The organism is Pseudomonas sp. GW821-FHT01E10, from assembly GCF_059422365.1.
The window spans coordinates 68,042-85,485 of the sequence record NZ_JBWKWT010000007.1 but is presented as its reverse complement, the minus strand read 5'-3'; the positions used below and the strand labels follow the sequence as shown (position 1 = coordinate 85,485).

General features: G+C 60.1%; 17 protein-coding genes. 10 read left to right on the top strand and 7 right to left on the bottom strand.

The features are described 5' to 3' along the window. Positions 1-25 precede the first annotated feature (25 nt). The 4 genes from AC07V0_RS14935 to AC07V0_RS14920 all read left to right on the top strand — a co-directional run bounded on the left by AC07V0_RS14935 (position 26) and on the right by AC07V0_RS14920 (position 3,874). Positions 26-802: an IclR family transcriptional regulator gene (locus tag AC07V0_RS14935; RefSeq protein ID WP_018925796.1), complete on the top strand. Its 777-nt coding sequence runs from the start codon at positions 26-28 to the stop codon at positions 800-802. A 145-nt stretch (positions 803-947) separates the two neighbouring features. After that, on the top strand, positions 948-2,003 hold the full coding sequence (locus AC07V0_RS14930; RefSeq protein ID WP_064620539.1) for a Gfo/Idh/MocA family protein: 1,056 nt from the start codon (positions 948-950) through the stop codon (positions 2,001-2,003). Between the two features lie 2 nt (positions 2,004-2,005). Continuing rightward, positions 2,006-2,821 (top strand): sugar phosphate isomerase/epimerase family protein, encoded by an 816-nt coding sequence (locus tag AC07V0_RS14925; protein ID WP_064620536.1) that lies wholly within the window; start codon positions 2,006-2,008, stop codon positions 2,819-2,821. 174 nt (positions 2,822-2,995) lie between these two features. Beyond that, complete coding sequence (locus tag AC07V0_RS14920; RefSeq protein ID WP_018925799.1) at positions 2,996-3,874, top strand: DMT family transporter; 879 nt, start codon at positions 2,996-2,998, stop codon at positions 3,872-3,874. Positions 3,875-3,880: 6 nt separating this feature from the next. On the opposite strand, the gene AC07V0_RS14915 is transcribed toward AC07V0_RS14920, so the two are convergent. Continuing rightward, positions 3,881-5,503 carry a methyl-accepting chemotaxis protein gene (locus AC07V0_RS14915; RefSeq protein ID WP_086945921.1) on the bottom strand — a complete coding sequence of 541 codons (1,623 nt, stop codon included), beginning with the start codon at positions 5,501-5,503 and terminating at the stop codon, positions 3,881-3,883. Between the two features lie 97 nt (positions 5,504-5,600). Beyond that, a complete protein-coding gene (locus AC07V0_RS14910) occupies positions 5,601-6,938 on the bottom strand; it encodes an MFS transporter (protein WP_018925801.1) in 1,338 nt (445 codons plus the stop codon). A 490-nt stretch (positions 6,939-7,428) separates the two neighbouring features. On the opposite strand from AC07V0_RS14910, the gene quiC reads away from it, so the two are divergent. Then, positions 7,429-9,330, top strand: coding sequence for a 3-dehydroshikimate dehydratase QuiC (quiC, locus tag AC07V0_RS14905; RefSeq protein WP_064620527.1), 1,902 nt, complete (start codon positions 7,429-7,431; stop codon positions 9,328-9,330). A gap of 103 nt (positions 9,331-9,433) precedes the next feature. Then, positions 9,434-10,111, top strand: a complete 678-nt coding sequence (locus tag AC07V0_RS14900) for a TetR/AcrR family transcriptional regulator (protein ID WP_018925803.1) — start codon at positions 9,434-9,436, stop codon at positions 10,109-10,111. Between the two features lie 109 nt (positions 10,112-10,220). On the opposite strand, the gene AC07V0_RS14895 is transcribed toward AC07V0_RS14900, so the two are convergent. From AC07V0_RS14895 to AC07V0_RS14885, 3 genes are all read right to left on the bottom strand, one after another. Beyond that, entirely contained in the window at positions 10,221-11,075 is an 855-nt protein-coding gene (locus tag AC07V0_RS14895; protein ID WP_019581304.1) for a shikimate dehydrogenase, read from the bottom strand. Between the two features lie 5 nt (positions 11,076-11,080). Next, entirely contained in the window at positions 11,081-11,521 is a 441-nt protein-coding gene (aroQ, locus tag AC07V0_RS14890) for a type II 3-dehydroquinate dehydratase (RefSeq protein WP_086945920.1), read from the bottom strand. 130 nt (positions 11,522-11,651) lie between these two features. After that, positions 11,652-12,563 (bottom strand): LysR family transcriptional regulator, encoded by a 912-nt coding sequence (locus AC07V0_RS14885; RefSeq protein WP_018925805.1) that lies wholly within the window; start codon positions 12,561-12,563, stop codon positions 11,652-11,654. A gap of 285 nt (positions 12,564-12,848) precedes the next feature. On the opposite strand from AC07V0_RS14885, the gene AC07V0_RS14880 reads away from it, so the two are divergent. Both AC07V0_RS14880 and AC07V0_RS14875 read left to right on the top strand, forming a co-directional pair. Then, on the top strand, positions 12,849-13,277 hold the full coding sequence (locus tag AC07V0_RS14880; RefSeq protein WP_026346000.1) for a hypothetical protein: 429 nt from the start codon (positions 12,849-12,851) through the stop codon (positions 13,275-13,277). Beyond that, the gene (locus tag AC07V0_RS14875; RefSeq protein WP_086945919.1) at positions 13,274-13,720 is read left to right on the top strand and encodes a DUF2442 domain-containing protein; all 447 of its coding nucleotides are present in this window, start codon (positions 13,274-13,276) and stop codon (positions 13,718-13,720) included. Before AC07V0_RS14880 ends, AC07V0_RS14875 begins: the two co-directional genes overlap by 4 nt. Positions 13,721-13,771: 51 nt before the next feature. On the opposite strand, the gene trmA is transcribed toward AC07V0_RS14875, so the two are convergent. Then, entirely contained in the window at positions 13,772-14,851 is a 1,080-nt protein-coding gene (trmA, locus tag AC07V0_RS14870) for a tRNA (uridine(54)-C5)-methyltransferase TrmA (RefSeq protein WP_064620515.1), read from the bottom strand. Beyond that, positions 14,848-16,143, bottom strand: a complete 1,296-nt coding sequence (locus AC07V0_RS14865; RefSeq protein ID WP_018925809.1) for an NCS2 family permease — start codon at positions 16,141-16,143, stop codon at positions 14,848-14,850. The genes trmA and AC07V0_RS14865 overlap by 4 nt, the downstream gene beginning before the upstream one ends. A gap of 226 nt (positions 16,144-16,369) precedes the next feature. Here AC07V0_RS14865 and AC07V0_RS14860 point away from each other — a divergent pair, with 226 nt between their 5' ends. Further along, positions 16,370-16,825, top strand: coding sequence for a DUF4879 domain-containing protein (locus AC07V0_RS14860; protein WP_086945918.1), 456 nt, complete (start codon positions 16,370-16,372; stop codon positions 16,823-16,825). 67 nt (positions 16,826-16,892) lie between these two features. Further along, positions 16,893-17,444 carry a DJ-1 family glyoxalase III gene (locus AC07V0_RS14855; protein ID WP_086945917.1) on the top strand — a complete coding sequence of 184 codons (552 nt, stop codon included), beginning with the start codon at positions 16,893-16,895 and terminating at the stop codon, positions 17,442-17,444.

The following is a 17,444-nucleotide window of genomic DNA, read 5'->3' as shown; positions in this document are numbered from 1 at the left end:
GGCAAAATTTCGAGTGGAACCCCCCATGGCCGGCAGTCAGATCGAACGTGTTTTCAGCGTGCTGGAAAGCCTCACCAGTGACCCTCGCGGCCTGCCGATGCAGACGTTGGCGGAGCAACTGGACATCCCCAAAAGCGCGACCCACCGTCTGCTCACCGAGCTGATTCGGCTGGGTTACGTGCGACAGAATCCGGAGAACCTGCGCTATCACCTGTCAACCAAACTGGTGGCGATGGGTTTCCGTTACCTGTCGAGCAGCGGCGCCGATATCGTGCAACCGGTGCTCGATCGCCTGGCCGAGGAAACCGGCGAGCTGGTGCGCCTTGGCGTTATTGAAGGCGAGCGCCAGGTCTGGATCGCCAAGTCTCAGGGTGCCCGCTCGGGCCTGCGCTACGACCCGGACATGGGCCGTGATGCGCCCTTGTTCTACACCGCGTCGGGCCATGCATGGCTGGCGTGCATGAGCGATGCCGAAGCGTTGTCGCTGGTGGAGCGTCAGGGGAGCGAACGGCCGAAAGACCTGGGGCCGAACGCGCCGCGTTCCAACATTGAGTTACTGGAGCGCCTGCGTCTGGCGCGAGAGCAGGGCTACGCCTGGGTCGAAGAGAGTTCGGCAGTGGGCACCTCGGCGATTGCGGCGGTGGTGCGCCACCCAGGCGACGGTCGAGTGATCGGTGTGCTGAGCATTGCCGGGCCAAGCGCGCGGATGCCGGGGGCACGGTTGCATGAACTGGCGCCGCTGTTGTTGAAGTTCACTGAGGAGCTGTCTGCCGCAAGCCTGGCTTCGGAGTTGTTCGTCTAATTCTGCCCGCACAAACCCATATGTGGGCTATGCGAATCTGTGCGTTGTTCGAACACAAGTTGCCGTTACTCCTGTAAGAATCTGGAACCAGGTTCTAAATTATTGGAATTCATCCCTCCGACAATAATCACAAGAGGACCGCAGCATGACTTCGCCCCTTCGCATCGCCCTGATCGGTGCCGGCAACATGGGCCAGCAGCATTACCGGCATCTGCAAACCCTGACGCAAGCGACGTTGTGTGCGGTAGCCGATCCCGGGCCACAAGCGGCAGGCCTCGCGGGCGAATGGGGCGTGGGGTATTTCGCGGATCACCGTCAGATGCTGGAGCAGGCGAAGCCAGACGCGGTGATCGTCGCCAACCCGAACACGCTCCACGTCAGCACGGCGCTCGATTGCCTCGCCGCCGGCGTGCCGGTGCTACTGGAAAAACCGGTGGGTGTGCACCTGGATGAAGCGCGCGAACTGGTGGCCGCGTCAAAAGCCACCGGAGTTCCCGTGCTGGTCGGCCACCATCGCCGGCATAATCCGTTGATCGTCCGCGCCCATGAACTGGTGCAGGGTGGCGCTTTGGGGCAGCTGACGACGGTGACGGCGCTCTGGCAGTTGCGCAAACCCGACAGCTATTTCGAAACGTCGTGGCGCCGCGAGCCCGGTGCGGGGATGTTGTTGACCAACCTGATTCACGACCTCGACCTGCTGCGGCATCTGTGCGGCGAAGTGCGCCAGGTGCAGGCAATCACCAGCAATGCGGTGCGCGGGTTTGCCAACGAAGATTGCGCGGCGGTGTTGCTGCAGTTCGACAACGGTGCGCTGGGCAGCCTGACCGGTTCCGACGCGGTGGCGGCGCCCTGGAGTTGGGAGCTGGGTTCCGGGGAGAATCCGGCCTATCCGCGCCAGGCCGATCAGCCCTGTTACTTGCTGGCCGGGACGGGCGGTGCATTGAGCATTCCGCAGCTCAAGCGCTGGCACTACGCCGACGTCGATGGCGGATGGCATCAACCGTTGCTGGCGGAACAGGAACGCTTCAGCGTCGATGAAGCATTGCGTTTGCAGTTGCAGCACTTCGTGCGCGTGGCGCGTCGGGAAGTCGAACCCTTGGTGAGCGCGGCCGATGCTGCGCGCACCCTGGCGCTGGTTGAGGCGATTCGCGAGGCCGCCGAAACCGGTCGTGCCTGCACCCCGATGTCAATCGAGGGATGAGCATGAGTGAGCGAATCTTTTCCCTGGCCAGCCTGACGGTGCTGGAGTTGTCTCCGCCGGAGATGGTCGAAGTCGCAGCACGGGCAGGATACAGCCATGTCGGACTACGCCTTGAACCGGCGACAGCCGAAGAACATCACTTTGCGCTGGTAGCCGATGTCGGTTTACGGCGTGAGACGCTGGCGCGGCTGCACGACACCGGCATTCGTGTGCTGGATGTTGAAATCCTGCGTCTTAAACCGCAAACCGTCGTCGCCGACTTCGAGAAGATTCTGGCGGTCGGGGCGCAATTGGGTGCCAGTGAATTGCTGGTGGCCGGTAACGATCCCGACGAACAACGACTCACCGAGAACTTCGCCCGGCTGTGTGATCTGGCGGCACCTTACGGGCTGCATCCGCATCTGGAGTTCATGCCATGGACCGATGCACGCAATCTCGAACAAGCGGTGCGCGTCGTCGAAAACGCTGACCGTGAAAACGGCGCGGTGTTGGTGGACGCGTTCCATTTCGACCGATCGGGTTCGCGGTTGGAAGATCTGGCCAAAGTTGCCCCGTCACGGTTACGGTACACGCAGTTATGCGATGTCGCGGGGCCACGGCCAACGGACATGGCGGAGATTTTGCGTCAGGCGCGTAACGAGCGGCGTTTTCCGGGCGATGGTGATTGTGATCTGGCGGGGTTGTTGCAGTGTTTGCCGGCCGATATCCCGTTAAGCCTGGAGATTCCCACCGTGAAGTTGCTGGAGCAGGGCGTGAGCGGGTTGCAGCGGGCGCAGATGGCGTTGGATAAGACTCGGGAATTGTTGGCGCGCCTTTGAACCTGTGGCAAGGGAGCTTGTCGGACCGCCGCACCGTCCCGTTCGGCAGCGAAGCGGTCGTCAACGACCTGTTATATGCAGTGACGGAACACCTTTGCTGATTTGGGGACTGCTGCGCAGTCCAGCGGGAGCAAGCTCCCTCGCCACATTCTGATTTGATTACAGAGGCCTTGCATGACCATCAGCACCCCGCTCTCTGGTGTAAACCAACCCTTCAAAGGGATTCTGCTGATCGTTGTCGCGACCTTTCTGTTTTCCAGTCACGACGCCTTGTCGAAATATCTATCGGGGTTTTATCCGATCGTCATGGTGGTCTGGGCCCGTTATGTGGTTCACACTTTGCTGATGGCCGGGATTTTCCTGCCGCAATCGGGGTTGCGAGTCCTGCGCACCAAACGGCCGTTGCTGCAGCTATTCAGGGCGTTGTGCCTGTTGGGCACCAGTTTGTTTTTCACCACTGGTTTGCAGTACATCCCGTTGGCCGAAGCCACGGCGGTCAACTTTCTCGCTCCGGTTCTGGTCACCGCGCTGTCGGTGCCACTGCTGCGTGAGCGGGTCACTCGTGGCCAATGGATCGCAGTGATTTGCGGATTTGTCGGCGTATTGATCATCGTCCATCCCGGCGGTGATCTGTTCACGCCAGCAGTCTTGCTGCCGCTCTGCTCGGCACTGTTTTTCTGCTTCTATCAATTGCTCACCCGCAAGCTCAGTGAAGTCGACAGCCCGACCACCAGTAACTTCTTCGCCGGCCTGTGCAACACCCTGGTGATGAGCGCATTGGTGCCGTTTTTCTGGAAAGTGCCAAGCCTTGGGCATGGATTGATGATGGTTGCACTGGGCGCCTGCGGGATGACGGCGCACCTGTTTCTGACCCAGGCGTTCCGCCATGCCGCCCCCGCGCTGCTGGCACCGTTCGGCTATTGCCAGATTGTCTTTGCCGGTTTGCTCGGCTGGTTGCTGTTTTCTCACACGCCGACCCTGACCACGGTGGTCGGGATCGCGGTGATTTGCTGCAGCGGGTTGGCGGCGGCGTGGCAACAAAGCCGCCGCTGAACCCGGTCAAAATTTGAAACGCACCACCAGGTTTTGCAGGCCTGCCGCCAGTCGCGACAACTCCTGGCTGGTGGCGCTGGTCCGGGTCGCGGCGTCGGCGCTTTCCAGCGACAGGTCGCGGATGTTCAGCAGATTACGATCCACCTCACGGGCCACCTGCGCCTGTTCTTCCGAGGCGCTGGCGATCACCAGGTTACGTTCATGGATCTGCTCCATCGCCCGGGTGATTTCTGCCAGTGCCAGTCCGGCCTGTTCAGCAATCGACAAGGTTTCGGCGACACGCTGACTGTTGTCGTGCATCGACATCACCACACCGTTGGTATCGCCCTGAACCCGGCCAATGATCTGTTCGATCTCCCGGGTTGATTGCTGAGTGCGATGCGCCAGCGCCCGAACTTCATCGGCCACCACCGCGAAGCCACGTCCGGCTTCACCGGCTCGCGCAGCCTCGATGGCGGCATTGAGCGCGAGCAGGTTGGTCTGTTCGGCGATGGCGCGGATCACGTCCAGCACCTTGCCGATTTCCCGGGACTGCTCGGCCAGGGTCTGAACCTGTTGCAGCGCGATGCCCGCATTGCCGCTCATCGCCTGAATCGAATCCAGGGTTTCAATCACCCGGGCCTGGCCCTGATTGGCTTGCTGTGTGGACTGTCTGGTGCTGTCGGAAGTCGACACCGCGTTGCGTGCCACTTCTTCCACCGCGACGGTCATTTCGTTGACGGCCGTGGCGGCCTGTTCGATTTCATTGTGCTGCTGTTGCAGCCGACTGGAATCCTGCTGAGTGCTCTGATTCATCTGCTGGGCGGCGGCCGCCAGTTGGGTCGACGTGCCGCTGATCAGTTGCAGGGTTTCCCGCAGGCTGGTCTGCATGGCCGACAGTGCCTTAAGCAAGCGTGCGGTTTCATCGGCGCCGTGGCTGCGGATCGGTTGACTCAGGTCACCGGCGGCCACTTGCTCGGCCACGTCGACCGCCTGACGGATCGGCAGGACGATGCTGCGAATCAACAGCCAGGCCAGGCACAGGGTCAGGAGTGCGACCGCTATCAGCGCACCGATCACGGTGATTTTTACCTGGTTGTAGAGCGAGTCAGCCTGGTTGGCTGACAGGCTGACTTCGTTGGCGGAAAGCGCCATCAATTCGGCGAACTGGTCACCGGTCTGGGTCGAGTAGTCCTGGATTTTTCCATTGAGCAACGCGGTCATTTCTTCGCTGCGGTTCTCCCGCGACAGCGCTTCGTATTGCGCCAGCGCCTGGCGGTAGCTGGTGACGGTGGCGACGAACTTTTCGTACGGCCCCCGGTTGTAATCACCGACCAGCGGAGTGAATTTTTCCAGCGTCTCTGCAAGCCAACCCTGCACTTGGTGCAGGCGTGTGACGGTGGCATCGAGCACCTTTGGATCGCGGTTGAGCGCCATGCGCAGGCTGAGCACGCGAATACTCAGGATGTAGTCGCGGATTTCACCCAGGTGGCGAATGCTGGGCAGGGAGACGTTTTCAGTGTGCTGGCCGGTGGCGCGAACCTGCGCGACCTGTTTAAGGGCGAACAGCCCCTGCAACAGGACCAGCAGGGCGATGACGCCGAAGCTGATCACGGCACGTTTGGCGATGCTCAAGTTACCTGGCGACATGGTGTGCCTCTGTGGCTGTGAGAAAAAAAGGGTGAAATGGATAAATCGCGGCCATAAAAAAACGCAGGCCCGGGATCAGGCCTGCGTTTGTGGTGTATCAATCTTTTACGGTCGGAATCTTGCGCGGTGCCATGAAGTACATCCAGGTCAGCGCGATGAAGTACATCGCCGGAATGATGGTGAACAACACGGTGTAGTTGTTGTTGGTGATGGTCAGAATGTGGCCGACCAACTGGGTCATGAACATCCCGCCGATCGCCGCGCACATGCCACCGAAGCCGAACACCGTACTCATCATGTGTTTAGGCGTGTAGTCCATCACCAGGCTCCAGATGTTCGCGGTCCAGGCCTGGTGCGCGCCAATGGCTAGGGAGATGGCGAAGACTGCGAGCCACAGGCTGCTCGAACCGGCGGCCATGACCACGCCGATGATGCAGCAGGCGAACAGGAACATGGACATCAGTCGGGCCTTGATCGGGTTGATCCCGCGACCGATCAGGAACGAAGACAGGATCCCGCCGCCGACGCTGCCGAAGTCAGCCGTGAGGTAGATGATGATCAGCGGAATACCCATCTGGGTCACGTTGATCCCCAGGTTGTATTGCTGATTGAGGAACGGCGGCAGCCAGTACAGGTAGAACCAGAACACCGGCGCGGTGATCGAGTAGGCGAGGGCGAAGGCCCAGGTGCCACGCATGCGCAGGATTCGCGAGAACGGTACGCGGGATTGTTCTGGTTCGACTTCCTTCTGGATGTAGTCCAGTTCCGATTGTTTAACGCTCGGGTGATCTTCCGGGTTGAAGTACTTCAGGCCCCAGAACAGCAACCAGATGCCGCCCAGCGCCGCCATGCACAGGAACGCGGCTTGCCAGCCCCAAGCGTGAAGAATCAGTGGCAGCAGCATCGGTGTGAACATCGCACCGACGTTGGTCCCGGCGTTGAAAATACCGGTGGCCACGGCGCGCTCGCCAGCCGGGAACCACAACCGTGTGGTTTTTACGCAGGCCGGATAGTTGGCGGCTTCGGTCAGACCGAGAATGAACCGGCAGACCATGAAACCCGCCGCCGAAGTGGCCAGGCCATGAGCGCCGGTGGCCAGGCTCCAGAGCAGTACCGCGAAGAAGAACACGCGCTTCACGCCGACCCGGTCGATCAACCGGCCTTGCAGCACGAAACCGACGGCGTAGCCGACCTGGAACCAGAAGTTGATGTTGGCGTAGTCCATCGCCGTCCAGCTCAGTTCCTTGGCCAGGATCGGCTGCATGACGCCCAGGGCGGCGCGGTCGATGTAGTTCAGGGTGGTGGCGAAAAATACCAGCGCCAGCATTCCCCAGCGGGTTTTGCCGACGGCCATGGCGCCGCGGATTTTGTCGCCGATGCCGCCAGTGGCGACGCTTTGGGCCGAAGCCACGCGAGAGCTTTGAGAAGGAAACATGTGTGTGCCATCCGTTCAATGACTGACAAGCGAGGCTTGTCGGGACTTCAAGGGCGCGTGATCAATCGATGGCGACGGGCGCGGGTGAGATTGATCGGCTGAGGTGTTTTCGTCAGGCGACGACAACGTTTTATTCAGCGAGCGGCGCAGTTCGGCCGAGTGGGCGCAAGGTTCGGATGGACACCAGGTCTGGCGTGAGATCGGTGGAGCAAGCAAACAAGGCGTTGAATGAGCGCATGAGCGTGTACCCGTTTTTTGAAATTTTTATGTGGTGTTCAGGGTCTTTGGTAACCGAGTCCATGGGGTCGTGACCGGACTCAATGTGGTGTCGATGGTGCGCAGTGGACGAAAAATCGTCAATTCGCCAACCGCCATTGTGTTCGATAATCGCCCGCAAAACTAACCGGGTAGTACACTTTGAATTGCTGTGCGGATTCGTCAAGCCAATAATTTGCCCAACAAGAATGTCCCCACCACCGGGAGTCGACACATGCAGCGTTCCATTGCCACCGTTTCCTTGAGCGGTACCCTGCCGGAAAAACTAGAAGCCATCGCCGCCGCCGGTTTTGACGGGGTGGAAATTTTCGAGAACGACCTTCTCTACTACGACGGCAGCCCTCGGGAAATCAGGCAGATGTGCGCTGATCTCGGGATTGCGATCACACTGTTCCAACCCTTTCGGGATTTCGAAGGTTGCCGCCGCGATCGCCTGCCGCGCAATCTGGAGCGGGCCGAGCGCAAGTTCGATTTGATGCAAGAGCTGGGCACCGACCTGGTGCTGGTGTGCAGCAACGCCTCGGCCGACTCCATCGGCGATGAGCAGATCCTGGTCGACGACTTGCGCCTGCTCGCCGAACGGGCCGGCGCTCGTGGTTTGCGGATCGGTTACGAAGCGCTGGCCTGGGGCCGCCACGTGAACACGTATCAACAGGTGTGGAACATCGTTCGCCAGGCCGATCATCCGAACCTCGGCGTGTTGCTGGACAGTTTCCATACGCTGTCGCTCAAGGGCGACCCGACGGCGATCGCCGAGATTCCCGGTGACAAGATCTTCTTCGTGCAAATGGCCGATGCACCGATCCTGGCCATGGACGTGCTGGAGTGGAGCCGGCATTTCCGTTGTTTCCCCGGCCAGGGCGAGTTCGATCTGCCGGGGTTCCTCGCGCCGATCATCAAGAGCGGCTATACAGGCCCGCTGTCGCTGGAGATCTTCAACGACGGTTTCCGCGCCGCGCCACCCCGGGCCAACGCCGCCGACGGCTTGCGTTCGTTGCTGTACCTGGAAGAGAAAACCCGCGAGCGTCTGGAGCAGGAAGCCACGCCTGTGGCCAATCGCGACATTCTGTTCGATACCCCAGGCGCCAGCGAATACAACGGCATCGAGTTTCTTGAGTTCGCCGTGGACGAAAGCCTCGGCGCGAAGTTGTCCCATTGGCTGGAGCGACTGGGTTTCGTCAAGGCTGGGCAACACCGTTCCAAGAGTGTCAGCCTGTTGCGTCAGGGCGATATCAACCTGATCCTCAACTCCGAACCTTATTCCTTCGCCCACAGTTTTTTCGAGGCCCATGGGCCATCGCTGTGCGCCACCGCCGTGCGGGTCAAGGACAGCGCCAGTGCGTTGGCCCGAGCCGTGGCTTACAAAGGCCAGCCGTATCGCGGGCTGGTAGGCCCCAATGAGCTGGAACTCGCCGCCGTGCGTGCGCCGGACGGCAGTCTGATTTACCTGGTAGACCAGGACGCCGACGTCTATGGCACCGACTTCAATCTGCAACCGGCGGCCGTGGCCAGCGGTGGCCTCAAGCGCATCGACCACATGGCCATGGCACTGCCCGCCGACAGCCTCGACAGCTGGGTGTTGTTCTATAAAAGCCTGCTGGATTTCGAAGCCGACGATGAAGTGGTGCTGCCCGACCCGTATGGTCTGGTGAAGAGCCGTGCCTTGCGCAGCCGTTGCAGTTCGATCCGCCTGCCGCTGAACATTTCCGAGAATCGCAACACCGCGATCTCACACGCACTGTCGAGTTATCGCGGTTCCGGTGTGCATCACATCGCTTTCGATTGCGACGACATCTTTGCCGAAGTCAGCCGTGCCAAGGAGGCGGGCGTGCCGCTGCTGGATATCCCGCTCAACTACTACGATGACCTCGCCGCGCGCTTCGATTTCGACGACGAGTTCCTCAGCGAGCTGGCGTATTTCAACGTGCTCTACGACCGTGATGCCCAGGGTGGCGAGCTGTTTCACGTGTACACCGAGCCGTTCGAAGGGCGGTTTTTCTTTGAAATCATCCAGCGCAAAAACGGCTATGCGGGGTACGGCGCGGCCAACGTAGCCGTGCGACTGGCGGCCATGGCCAAATCCCGAAGTGGTGGCGTACGTCAGACAAAGTTGTAGGAAAATCGTAAACACGGGTACAAAACCGCTGCCGCGTGGCTTCCTTCACTGTGCGCAGCGGCCCATAATCGCCTACTTGTGCAGTGATGGCCGTGAGCCCGCAATGACAATAATTTCAAAACTCTCCGTAGCGCCCGAAAAGCCAATTGCCGAGCCTCGCAAGAGTCGCAAGAACAACCCGGAAAAAACCCGCGAGAACATCCTTCAAGAGGCCATTGTCGAGTTCGTCCAGCAGGGGCTTTCCGGTGCGCGCGTCGATGCGATCGCCGAGCGCATCCACACCTCCAAACGCATGATCTATTACTACTTCGGCAGTAAGGAACAGCTCTACGTCGAGGTGCTGGAAAAACTCTACGGAGATATCCGCAGCACCGAAAGTCGCTTGCACCTGGCCGAGCTGGCGCCGGTGGAGGCGATTCGGCGGTTGGTGGAATTCACCTTCGACCACCATGATCGCAACGTTGATTTCGTGCGTATCGTCTGCATCGAGAACATTCACAACGCTGAGTATGTGAAGCGCTCCGATGCGATCAAGGCGATGAACAACACCATCCTCGATTCACTGGGCGAGATTTTGCGTCGCGGGGCCGCAGAGGGTGTATTCCGCGCCGGCCTCGATCCGCTGGATGTGCACCTGCTGATCAGTTCGTTTTGCTTCTATCGCGTGTCGAACCGTCATACCTTTGGTGAGATCTTTCAGATCGACTTGCCGGACGAAAGTATCAAGCAGCGTCATCGGGAAATGATCTGCGAGTCGGTGTTGCGGTATCTGCAGGCCTGATTTGCAGGGCCCTTAAAAGATCGCAGCCTCGTTTCACTCGACAGCTCCTACAAGTACCCATACCCCTGTAGGAGCTGTCGAGTGAAACGAGGCTGCGATCTTTTGCATTTCAACCATTCATGCTTTGAAAATGCGCCAGCATCCGCTGGGCATCCGGCACCACGCCGCTGAATAATTCAAACGCCTTCACCGCCTGAAACACCGCCATGTTGCCGCCGTCCAGGGTTCGGCAACCCAGCGCGCGAGCGTTGCGCAGCAGTTCGGTTTCCAGCGGGAAGTAAACGATCTCCGCCACCCACAACTGCGGCCGAAGTAGCTCTACCGGCACTGGCATGCCCGGCAGCTTTTTCATGCCCATGGGCGTGGTATTTACCAGCCCGTCAGCCTGACCCAGCGTGCCTGGCAAGTCGTGACCGGCCACGGCGCGGCCAAAACCGAAATGCTGATTGAGGTTGTCCGCCAAAGACTGAGCCCGGCTGTGATCCACATCGAAAATGCTCAGCAGTTGTACGCCTTCGCTCAATAACGCGTGGGCCACCGCTGCGCCTGCGCCACCGGCGCCCATTTGCACCACTCGTTCACGGGCAACGTCCTGCAGGCCGCGACGAAACCCTTCGGCGAAGCCCAGGCAATCGGTGTTGTGGCCGATGCGTTTCCCGTCCTTCAACACCACCGTGTTCACCGCGCCAATGCCGCGGGCTTCCGGAGACAATTCGTCGAGCAACGGGATGATTGTCTGCTTGCACGGAAAGGTGATGTTCAGCCCGGTGAAATTCATCCGCTCGGCGGCCATCAGCAGGTCGGGCAGGGCGCCGCTGTCGAGTTTCAGCTGATCCAGATCGATCAGTCGATACAGGTAGCGCAGACCCTGCGCATCGCCTTCGTGCTCGTGCAGCGCCGGAGTGCGGGAAGCCTGAATGCCGGCGCCGATCAGCCCGGCCAATACCACGGTGTTCTGTGTCATCACGCTTAACCTTTCAAACGTTGGCTGAAATGCTCCAGCGCCAAACGATAGCCGTGGCTGCCGAAACCGCACATCACCGCCGTGGCGATGGACGAGACAAAGGAGTGATGCCGGAAGGGTTCGCGGGCATGGACGTTGGACAGGTGCACTTCGATCACGGGCAGTTCGCTGGCGACCAGCGCATCGCGAATGGCGACCGAGGTGTGGGTCCAGGCAGCCGGATTGATGACGATCCCGGCGCAGCGGCCACGGGCGGCATGAATCCAGTCGAGCAGTTCGCCTTCATGGTTGGTCTGGCGAAACTCCACCTTCAGGCCGAACTCTTCGGCGGCGCGACCGCACAGCGCTGAAATATCCGCCAGGGTTTCGTGGCCATAAGTCTCCGGTTCACGGGTACCGAGCAGGTTCAGGTTCGGGCCGTTGAGCACCAGAACGATAGGGGACATCGGGTCTCTCCACTTATTATTGTTGGCATTGGCCGAGGGTCTCAGCCTGTGGAGATAAATTGTACTAACTGGTTAATAAGGTCAATTGAAGAGGCGCCGGCCCTGGATTATCTGTGCGGTGATCGAACATTCAGCGCGGAAGACGCTCAACCAGAAAATCGATAAACGCCCTGAGCCGCAACGGCACATGGCGGCTTTGCGGATACAGCAAAGTGAAGGGGCGGGAGCGCCCGCCATAGGGCTTGAGCACTTCCACCAGCGAGCCATCCGCCAGTTCGTTTTCGACGATGAAGCGATAGGTTTGAAACAGCCCGGCGCCGTGTTTCGCCAGCGTCACGCCGCCCAATACATCATCGGAACAGCAGTAATTACCTTCGGCCAAAATCTCCAGCGGCACGCCGTTATCGTTGAACAGCCAGGCAATCCGCCGCCCGCTGCTGGGTAGCTCGAACTGGATGCATTCGTGGTGCGCCAGGTCGTCCAGGGTTTGTGGCATGCCGGCACGCTTCAGATAGTCAGGGCTGGCGATCATCACCAGCGCGGCGTCTTCCAGTGGCCGGGCAATCAGTCCGGAGTCGGGAATCGCCCGCACACGGATGGCCATGTCATAGCCTTCGCCGACGAAATCGATGTTGCGATTGCTGATGTGCACCTCGACTTTCACGGCGGGAAAACGCGCCCGGAACGCCGGCAGCAGCGGCAGGATGCGGTGGTGGGCATAGGTGGTGGGAATGCTGATACGCAAGGTGCCGGAGGGTTCCTGCTGTTGACCCATGACTTCGCGCTGAGCCTCGACCAGTTGCGCAAGGGCCAGGCGACACTCCTCAAAATAGCGCCGGCCACTGTCGGTCAGCTTGACGCTGCGGGTGGTACGCGCGAACAGCCGCACACCCAGACGTTCTTCCATCCGCGACACCGAGCGGCTGACCGCGGCCGGGGTCACACCCGCCACCAGGGCCGCGGCGGTAAAGCTGCCCGCTTCGGCGGCCAGGCAAAACAGTTCGATGCTGCCGAGCTGAAGATCGTCGAAATGTCGCTGCATGATTGATTACACCAAGAATCAAATGGGATGCCTGAGGTGGTATTTATCAAATGCAGGCGTACAAATACAGGATTCGTTTCAACCACCAGCGCCGTTGAGTTCATCACCGGCCAGATATTGGCAGTGAAAGGATTGCTTACTCTTTTTTGCCCTGATTGGCAGGGGACGGTCGACCTGAAACGCTAGGCTCAAACGTGGTCAGCTGATCGAACGGTTAGCGCCAGTTATCGGGTTTTTCAAGGAATGGCGAATCTTCGGATTCTATAACCTAACGGATGGGTTAGCATGAATGTATGCCGCTACAAGGGATTGTCACTGGTAGTCATGTTGCGTGACGAGCATTGCCCACCACACGTTCACGTCGATGGAGGCACATGGAGCGCACGCTTTCGGTTCAGCTTCTGGCACAACGGCGTAGAGCTCTGGGATGTCATTCCTCATTCGCATCGACCTCCTCTGGCCATGCTGGAGGGGTTACGCCAGGCGCTCAGGCAACCTGCCCATTTGCGGCGAGCCCGTGGCATCTGGTGGAGCAAATTGCAGACGGCCTGCCTCGACAATCAGTTATGGGATTGGCAGGGCAATGAAGTGGTCGTGATGAAGAGGGTTGCCAGCACGACTTACATGATTGGTTCGGCTCGCTATGAGCCTGAAGGAAACAAGACCTTATTGACGCTGATGGGAGCACCGGAGGGCGTGGAGATCGAATTATGAAAACGATAAGTGCAAAAATGCAGGTAGATCACCCTGTGACCGAAGGCGTTTTGGACGAAGCGATCGAGAGTGGCGAGTTACGCCGTCGCAGTGGATTGAATGCAACGACGGTGATCTTTCTCGATCCATGTCTCGCCGTCGGTTTCGAGGATGGCAGCGGTGTGTTGTTGCCAGTGAAAAACTATCCAGAGTTCGATGGTTTTGAGACCGAGGATTTCGCCGGTTTGAAAATCGGTTTCGCCGGAGCCGCGCTTTGCCATGAAGGCAAGGACCTGCAGGTGTCCATCGCCGGTTTGATTTCGGCGAGCAAACCGCTGATGGATATGGCGGCCTCGGTGATCGCCTCGCGCAATGGTCGTCAGAGCAGCGCCGCCAAAGCCGAGGCAGCTCGGGCCAACGGCAAGAAGGGCGGTCGCCCACGCAAGGTCGATACGGCTCTTTGATCGCCCACAAAAAAGCCGTCCCAGGGACGGCTGATTTGTAGGGGGAAGCAATCAACGACGGGTCAACAACACTCCGGATTCCATGTGATGGGTCCACGGGAACTGGTCGAACATCGCGCATTGAGTAATGCGGTGAGTGTCGTTCAGTTGGGCGATGTTGGCCGCGAGGGTTTCCGGGTTGCAGGAAATGTAGAGGATGTTGTCGAAGCGCCGGGTCAGTTCGCAAGTATCCGGGTCCATGCCGGCGCGGGGCGGATCGACGAACACGCTACCGAACTCGTAGCTCTTGAGGTCGATGCCGTGCAGGCGACGGAACGGGCGAACTTCGTTCAGGGCTTCGGTCAATTCTTCGGCAGACAAACGCACCAGCGTGACGTTATCCACCGCGTTTTCGCTCAGGTTGCTGAGCGCTGCGTTGACCGAGGTCTTGCTGATTTCGGTGGCCAGCACTTTGCGCACGCGCGTAGCGAGCGGCAAAGTGAAGTTGCCGTTGCCGCAATACAGCTCCAGCAAGTCGTCGGAACGATCGCCAAGGGCGTCATACGCCCAGTTGAGCATCTTCTGGTTCACCGTGCCGTTGGGTTGGGTGAACGCGCCTTCCGGCTGGCGATAGCTGAAGGTGCGGCCGCCGACTTCAAGTTGCTCGACCACGTAATCGTGACCGATCACTTCGCGTTTGCCCTTCGAGCGACCGATGATGCTGACGTTCAGGTCGGCTGCCAGCTTCGACGCCGCCGCGTGCCAGTGCTCGTCCAGCGGGCGGTGGTAGCACAGGGTGATCATCGCATCGCCGGCCAGCGTGGTCAGGAACTCCACTTGGAACAGTTTGTGGCTCAGGGCTGCACTCGCTTGCCACGCCGCCTTGAGCTGCGGCATCAACTGGTTGATGCGCAGGCTTGCGATCGGGAACTCTTCGATCAGGATCGGCGTGCGTTTGTCTTCCTGGGAAAACATTGCGTAGTGGCGCTCGCCGGCTTCACGCCACAGGCGGAATTCGGCACGCAGGCGGAAGTTTTTCAGCGGCGAATCGAACACCGCAGGCTCGGGCGCACCGAACGGGGCCAGCAGATCACGCAGGCGCGTGACCTTTTCTTCGAGCTGAACGGCGTAGGCCTGGGAATCAAAAGTCATGCGTTGAACCAACCTAACTTGATCACGAACAGAATCGACAAAACCACCAACGCCGAGTTCAGCTCACGGCCACGGCCGGACAGCAACTTGATGGCGGTCCAGGAAATGAATCCGAACGCGATGCCGTTGGCGATGGAGTAAGTGAATGGCATAGCCAGCGCGGTGACTACCACTGGCGCGGCAACGGTGATGTCGTCCCAGTCTATTTCCGCCAGCCCCGAGGTCATCAATACGGCGACGAACAGCAAGGCAGGTGCGGTGGCGAAGGCCGGTACGCTGGCGGCCAGTGGTGCGAAGAACAGCGCCAGCAGGAACAGAATCGCCACCACGACGGCGGTCAGGCCGGTGCGGCCACCGGCACTCACGCCGGCTGCGGATTCGATATAGCTGGTGGTAGTCGAGGTGCCCAGCAACGAGCCGGCCATGGCCGCGGTGCTGTCGGCGATCAGGGCACGACCCATTTTCGGCATGTGGCCGTCCTTGCCCATCAGGCCGGCGCGCTTGGCGACGCCGATCAGGGTGCCGGAGTTGTCGAACAGATCGACAAAGAGGAACGCGAAGATCACGCTGACCAGACCGATGTCCAGTGCGCCTTTGATGTCCAGTTGCAGGAAGGTCGGTGCCAGCGACGGTGGCATCGACATCACGCCGCCGAACGGGCTGAAGCCCAGCAGGATGGAAACGATGGTCACCGACAGAATGCCGATCAGCACCGCACCGCGCACTTTCAGGGCCTCCAGGGCAACGATCAGGGCAAAGCCCAGGGTTGCGAGGATCGGCGCCGGTTGCTTCAGGTCGCCGAGGCCGACCATGGTCGCCGGGTTGCTGACGACGATGCCAGCGTTGTGCAGGGCGATCAGTGCCAGGAACAGGCCGATGCCGGCGGCAATCGCCGAACGTAGCGCCAACGGGATGCTGTTGATGATCCATTCACGGATGCGGAAAATCGACAGCAGGAAAAACATCACCGCCGAGAGGAATACCGCACCCAGCGCCACTTGCCAGGTGTGGCCCATGTGCAGGACCACGGTGTAGGTGAAGAAGGCGTTCAGGCCCATGCCCGGTGCCAGGGCGATCGGGTAGTTGGCGATCAGGCCCATGGTCGTCGAGCCGATGGCGGCTGCCAGGCAGGTGGCGACAAACACCGCGCCTTTGTCCATGCCGGTCTCGCCGAGGATGCTCGGGTTGACGAACAGAATGTAGGCCATGGCCAAAAAGGTCGTGACGCCCGCCAGAATCTCGGTCCGCACGTTGGTGTTGTGTGCCTTGAGTTGAAACAGCCTTTCCAGCATGTCTGCTCCCCGTGGCGCGCCCGGCGCCGTGAATGTATCGACCTCAACAGCAAAGCACAGACCGCCGTAGGCGCCTGGGAATTTTCTGTGGGTCGGAAAAAGCCGCGCATCATACCAGCAGCGTGGAGCCATGGCTGCTTATGGCTGCGATCGTCGTCGATGTTTTGCCAAAAAGGGAAGTGCGCCATACTGCGCGCTGTTTTTTTAGGGCAGGGAAGGGCGGAATATGAAGTACATGAGCACGCGCGTGGTTGCCGCATTCACGATGTTGATCGCGTTGTTCCTGGGTGCCCAAACCGCCTCGGCAGCGACGGCCCCACCACTGAGTCAGGTCAAGGTGCTCAAGGTCGAGTCGCCCAATTGTGGCTTTGAAGATATTGCGGACAAGCAGGAGCAGACCCGTTGCGATCATCAGGGGCCGAACATCAAGGTGTACGTACTGGAAGTCGGTTACGGTCGCGAAGCCCATGTTGCCCTGGACGGTTTCGAAGTGGATGGCACCCGGACCCCTGTCTGTGCTTTTGATACCGGCAACCTGACCGAGTGCTCAGCCGGGAAAAAAACTGTCGGCTATCTGTACATCTTTAACCTGGCAGGCAAGCAGGACGGCATCTTCACATTCAGCAACACCTCCATCAACGCGCCGGGCAACACGATGTCGACGCAGCTTTACATCAAGTAACGGCCAGGCTCGAACAAGGGGCAGGAAAGCTGACTACGCTTTAAAGATCATTCTCTGGACTGCGCCCATGACCTTTAGAGCCCTGATTACCCTCGCCGAGGGCATCGACGATCTGCAAACCGTGACCCTGATCGATGTTCTGCGCCGCGCCAAGGTTGAAGTGGTGGTGGCCAGTATCGAGTCGCGGCGCATGCTGACCTGCGCTCGCGGCACCCGCCTGACCGCTGATGCGATGCTGGTCGATTTGCTGGCCCAACCCTTCGACTTGATCGTTTTGCCCGGCGGCGCCGTGGGGGCGCAGCATTTGGCGGCCCACCAACCCCTGCAACAATTGATCAAGGACCAGGTCGCCGCCGGGCGCTTGTTCGCCGGCATTGCCGAAGCGCCGGCGCTGGCGCTGCAGACTTTTGGCGTGCTGCGTCAGCGGCGCATGACGTGCCTGCCTTCCGTCAGCCATCAATTGTCGGGCTGCAACTTCGTCGATCAACCGGTGGTGGTCGATGGCAACTGCATCACCGCCCAGGGTTCGGGCGCCGCGCTGGAGTTTGCGCTGACGCTGGTGGAGCAACTCTGCGGCAAAACCACGCGGTCGGCGGTGGCGGGGGAATTGCTGGTGTAG

What these genes read in the sequence shown, in the direction of transcription:
- AC07V0_RS14885 (WP_018925805.1), bottom strand. Translation starts at nt 12,563, where the DNA reads ATGCAGCGACATTTCGACGATCTTCAGCTCGGCAGCATCGAACTGTTT.
- AC07V0_RS14865 (WP_018925809.1), bottom strand. Translation starts at nt 16,143, where the DNA reads ATGCTGGAAAGGCTGTTTCAACTCAAGGCACACAACACCAACGTGCGG.
- quiC (WP_064620527.1), top strand. Translation starts at nt 7,429, where the DNA reads ATGCAGCGTTCCATTGCCACCGTTTCCTTGAGCGGTACCCTGCCGGAA.
- AC07V0_RS14930 (WP_064620539.1), top strand. Translation starts at nt 948, where the DNA reads ATGACTTCGCCCCTTCGCATCGCCCTGATCGGTGCCGGCAACATGGGC.
- AC07V0_RS14920 (WP_018925799.1), top strand. Translation starts at nt 2,996, where the DNA reads ATGACCATCAGCACCCCGCTCTCTGGTGTAAACCAACCCTTCAAAGGG.
- AC07V0_RS14895 (WP_019581304.1), bottom strand. Translation starts at nt 11,075, where the DNA reads ATGACACAGAACACCGTGGTATTGGCCGGGCTGATCGGCGCCGGCATT.
- AC07V0_RS14860 (WP_086945918.1), top strand. Translation starts at nt 16,370, where the DNA reads ATGAAGTACATGAGCACGCGCGTGGTTGCCGCATTCACGATGTTGATC.
- AC07V0_RS14925 (WP_064620536.1), top strand. Translation starts at nt 2,006, where the DNA reads ATGAGTGAGCGAATCTTTTCCCTGGCCAGCCTGACGGTGCTGGAGTTG.
- aroQ (WP_086945920.1), bottom strand. Translation starts at nt 11,521, where the DNA reads ATGTCCCCTATCGTTCTGGTGCTCAACGGCCCGAACCTGAACCTGCTC.
- AC07V0_RS14935 (WP_018925796.1), top strand. Translation starts at nt 26, where the DNA reads ATGGCCGGCAGTCAGATCGAACGTGTTTTCAGCGTGCTGGAAAGCCTC.
- AC07V0_RS14910 (WP_018925801.1), bottom strand. Translation starts at nt 6,938, where the DNA reads ATGTTTCCTTCTCAAAGCTCTCGCGTGGCTTCGGCCCAAAGCGTCGCC.
- AC07V0_RS14880 (WP_026346000.1), top strand. Translation starts at nt 12,849, where the DNA reads ATGAATGTATGCCGCTACAAGGGATTGTCACTGGTAGTCATGTTGCGT.
- AC07V0_RS14855 (WP_086945917.1), top strand. Translation starts at nt 16,893, where the DNA reads ATGACCTTTAGAGCCCTGATTACCCTCGCCGAGGGCATCGACGATCTG.
- AC07V0_RS14900 (WP_018925803.1), top strand. Translation starts at nt 9,434, where the DNA reads ATGACAATAATTTCAAAACTCTCCGTAGCGCCCGAAAAGCCAATTGCC.
- trmA (WP_064620515.1), bottom strand. Translation starts at nt 14,851, where the DNA reads ATGACTTTTGATTCCCAGGCCTACGCCGTTCAGCTCGAAGAAAAGGTC.
- AC07V0_RS14915 (WP_086945921.1), bottom strand. Translation starts at nt 5,503, where the DNA reads ATGTCGCCAGGTAACTTGAGCATCGCCAAACGTGCCGTGATCAGCTTC.
- AC07V0_RS14875 (WP_086945919.1), top strand. Translation starts at nt 13,274, where the DNA reads ATGAAAACGATAAGTGCAAAAATGCAGGTAGATCACCCTGTGACCGAA.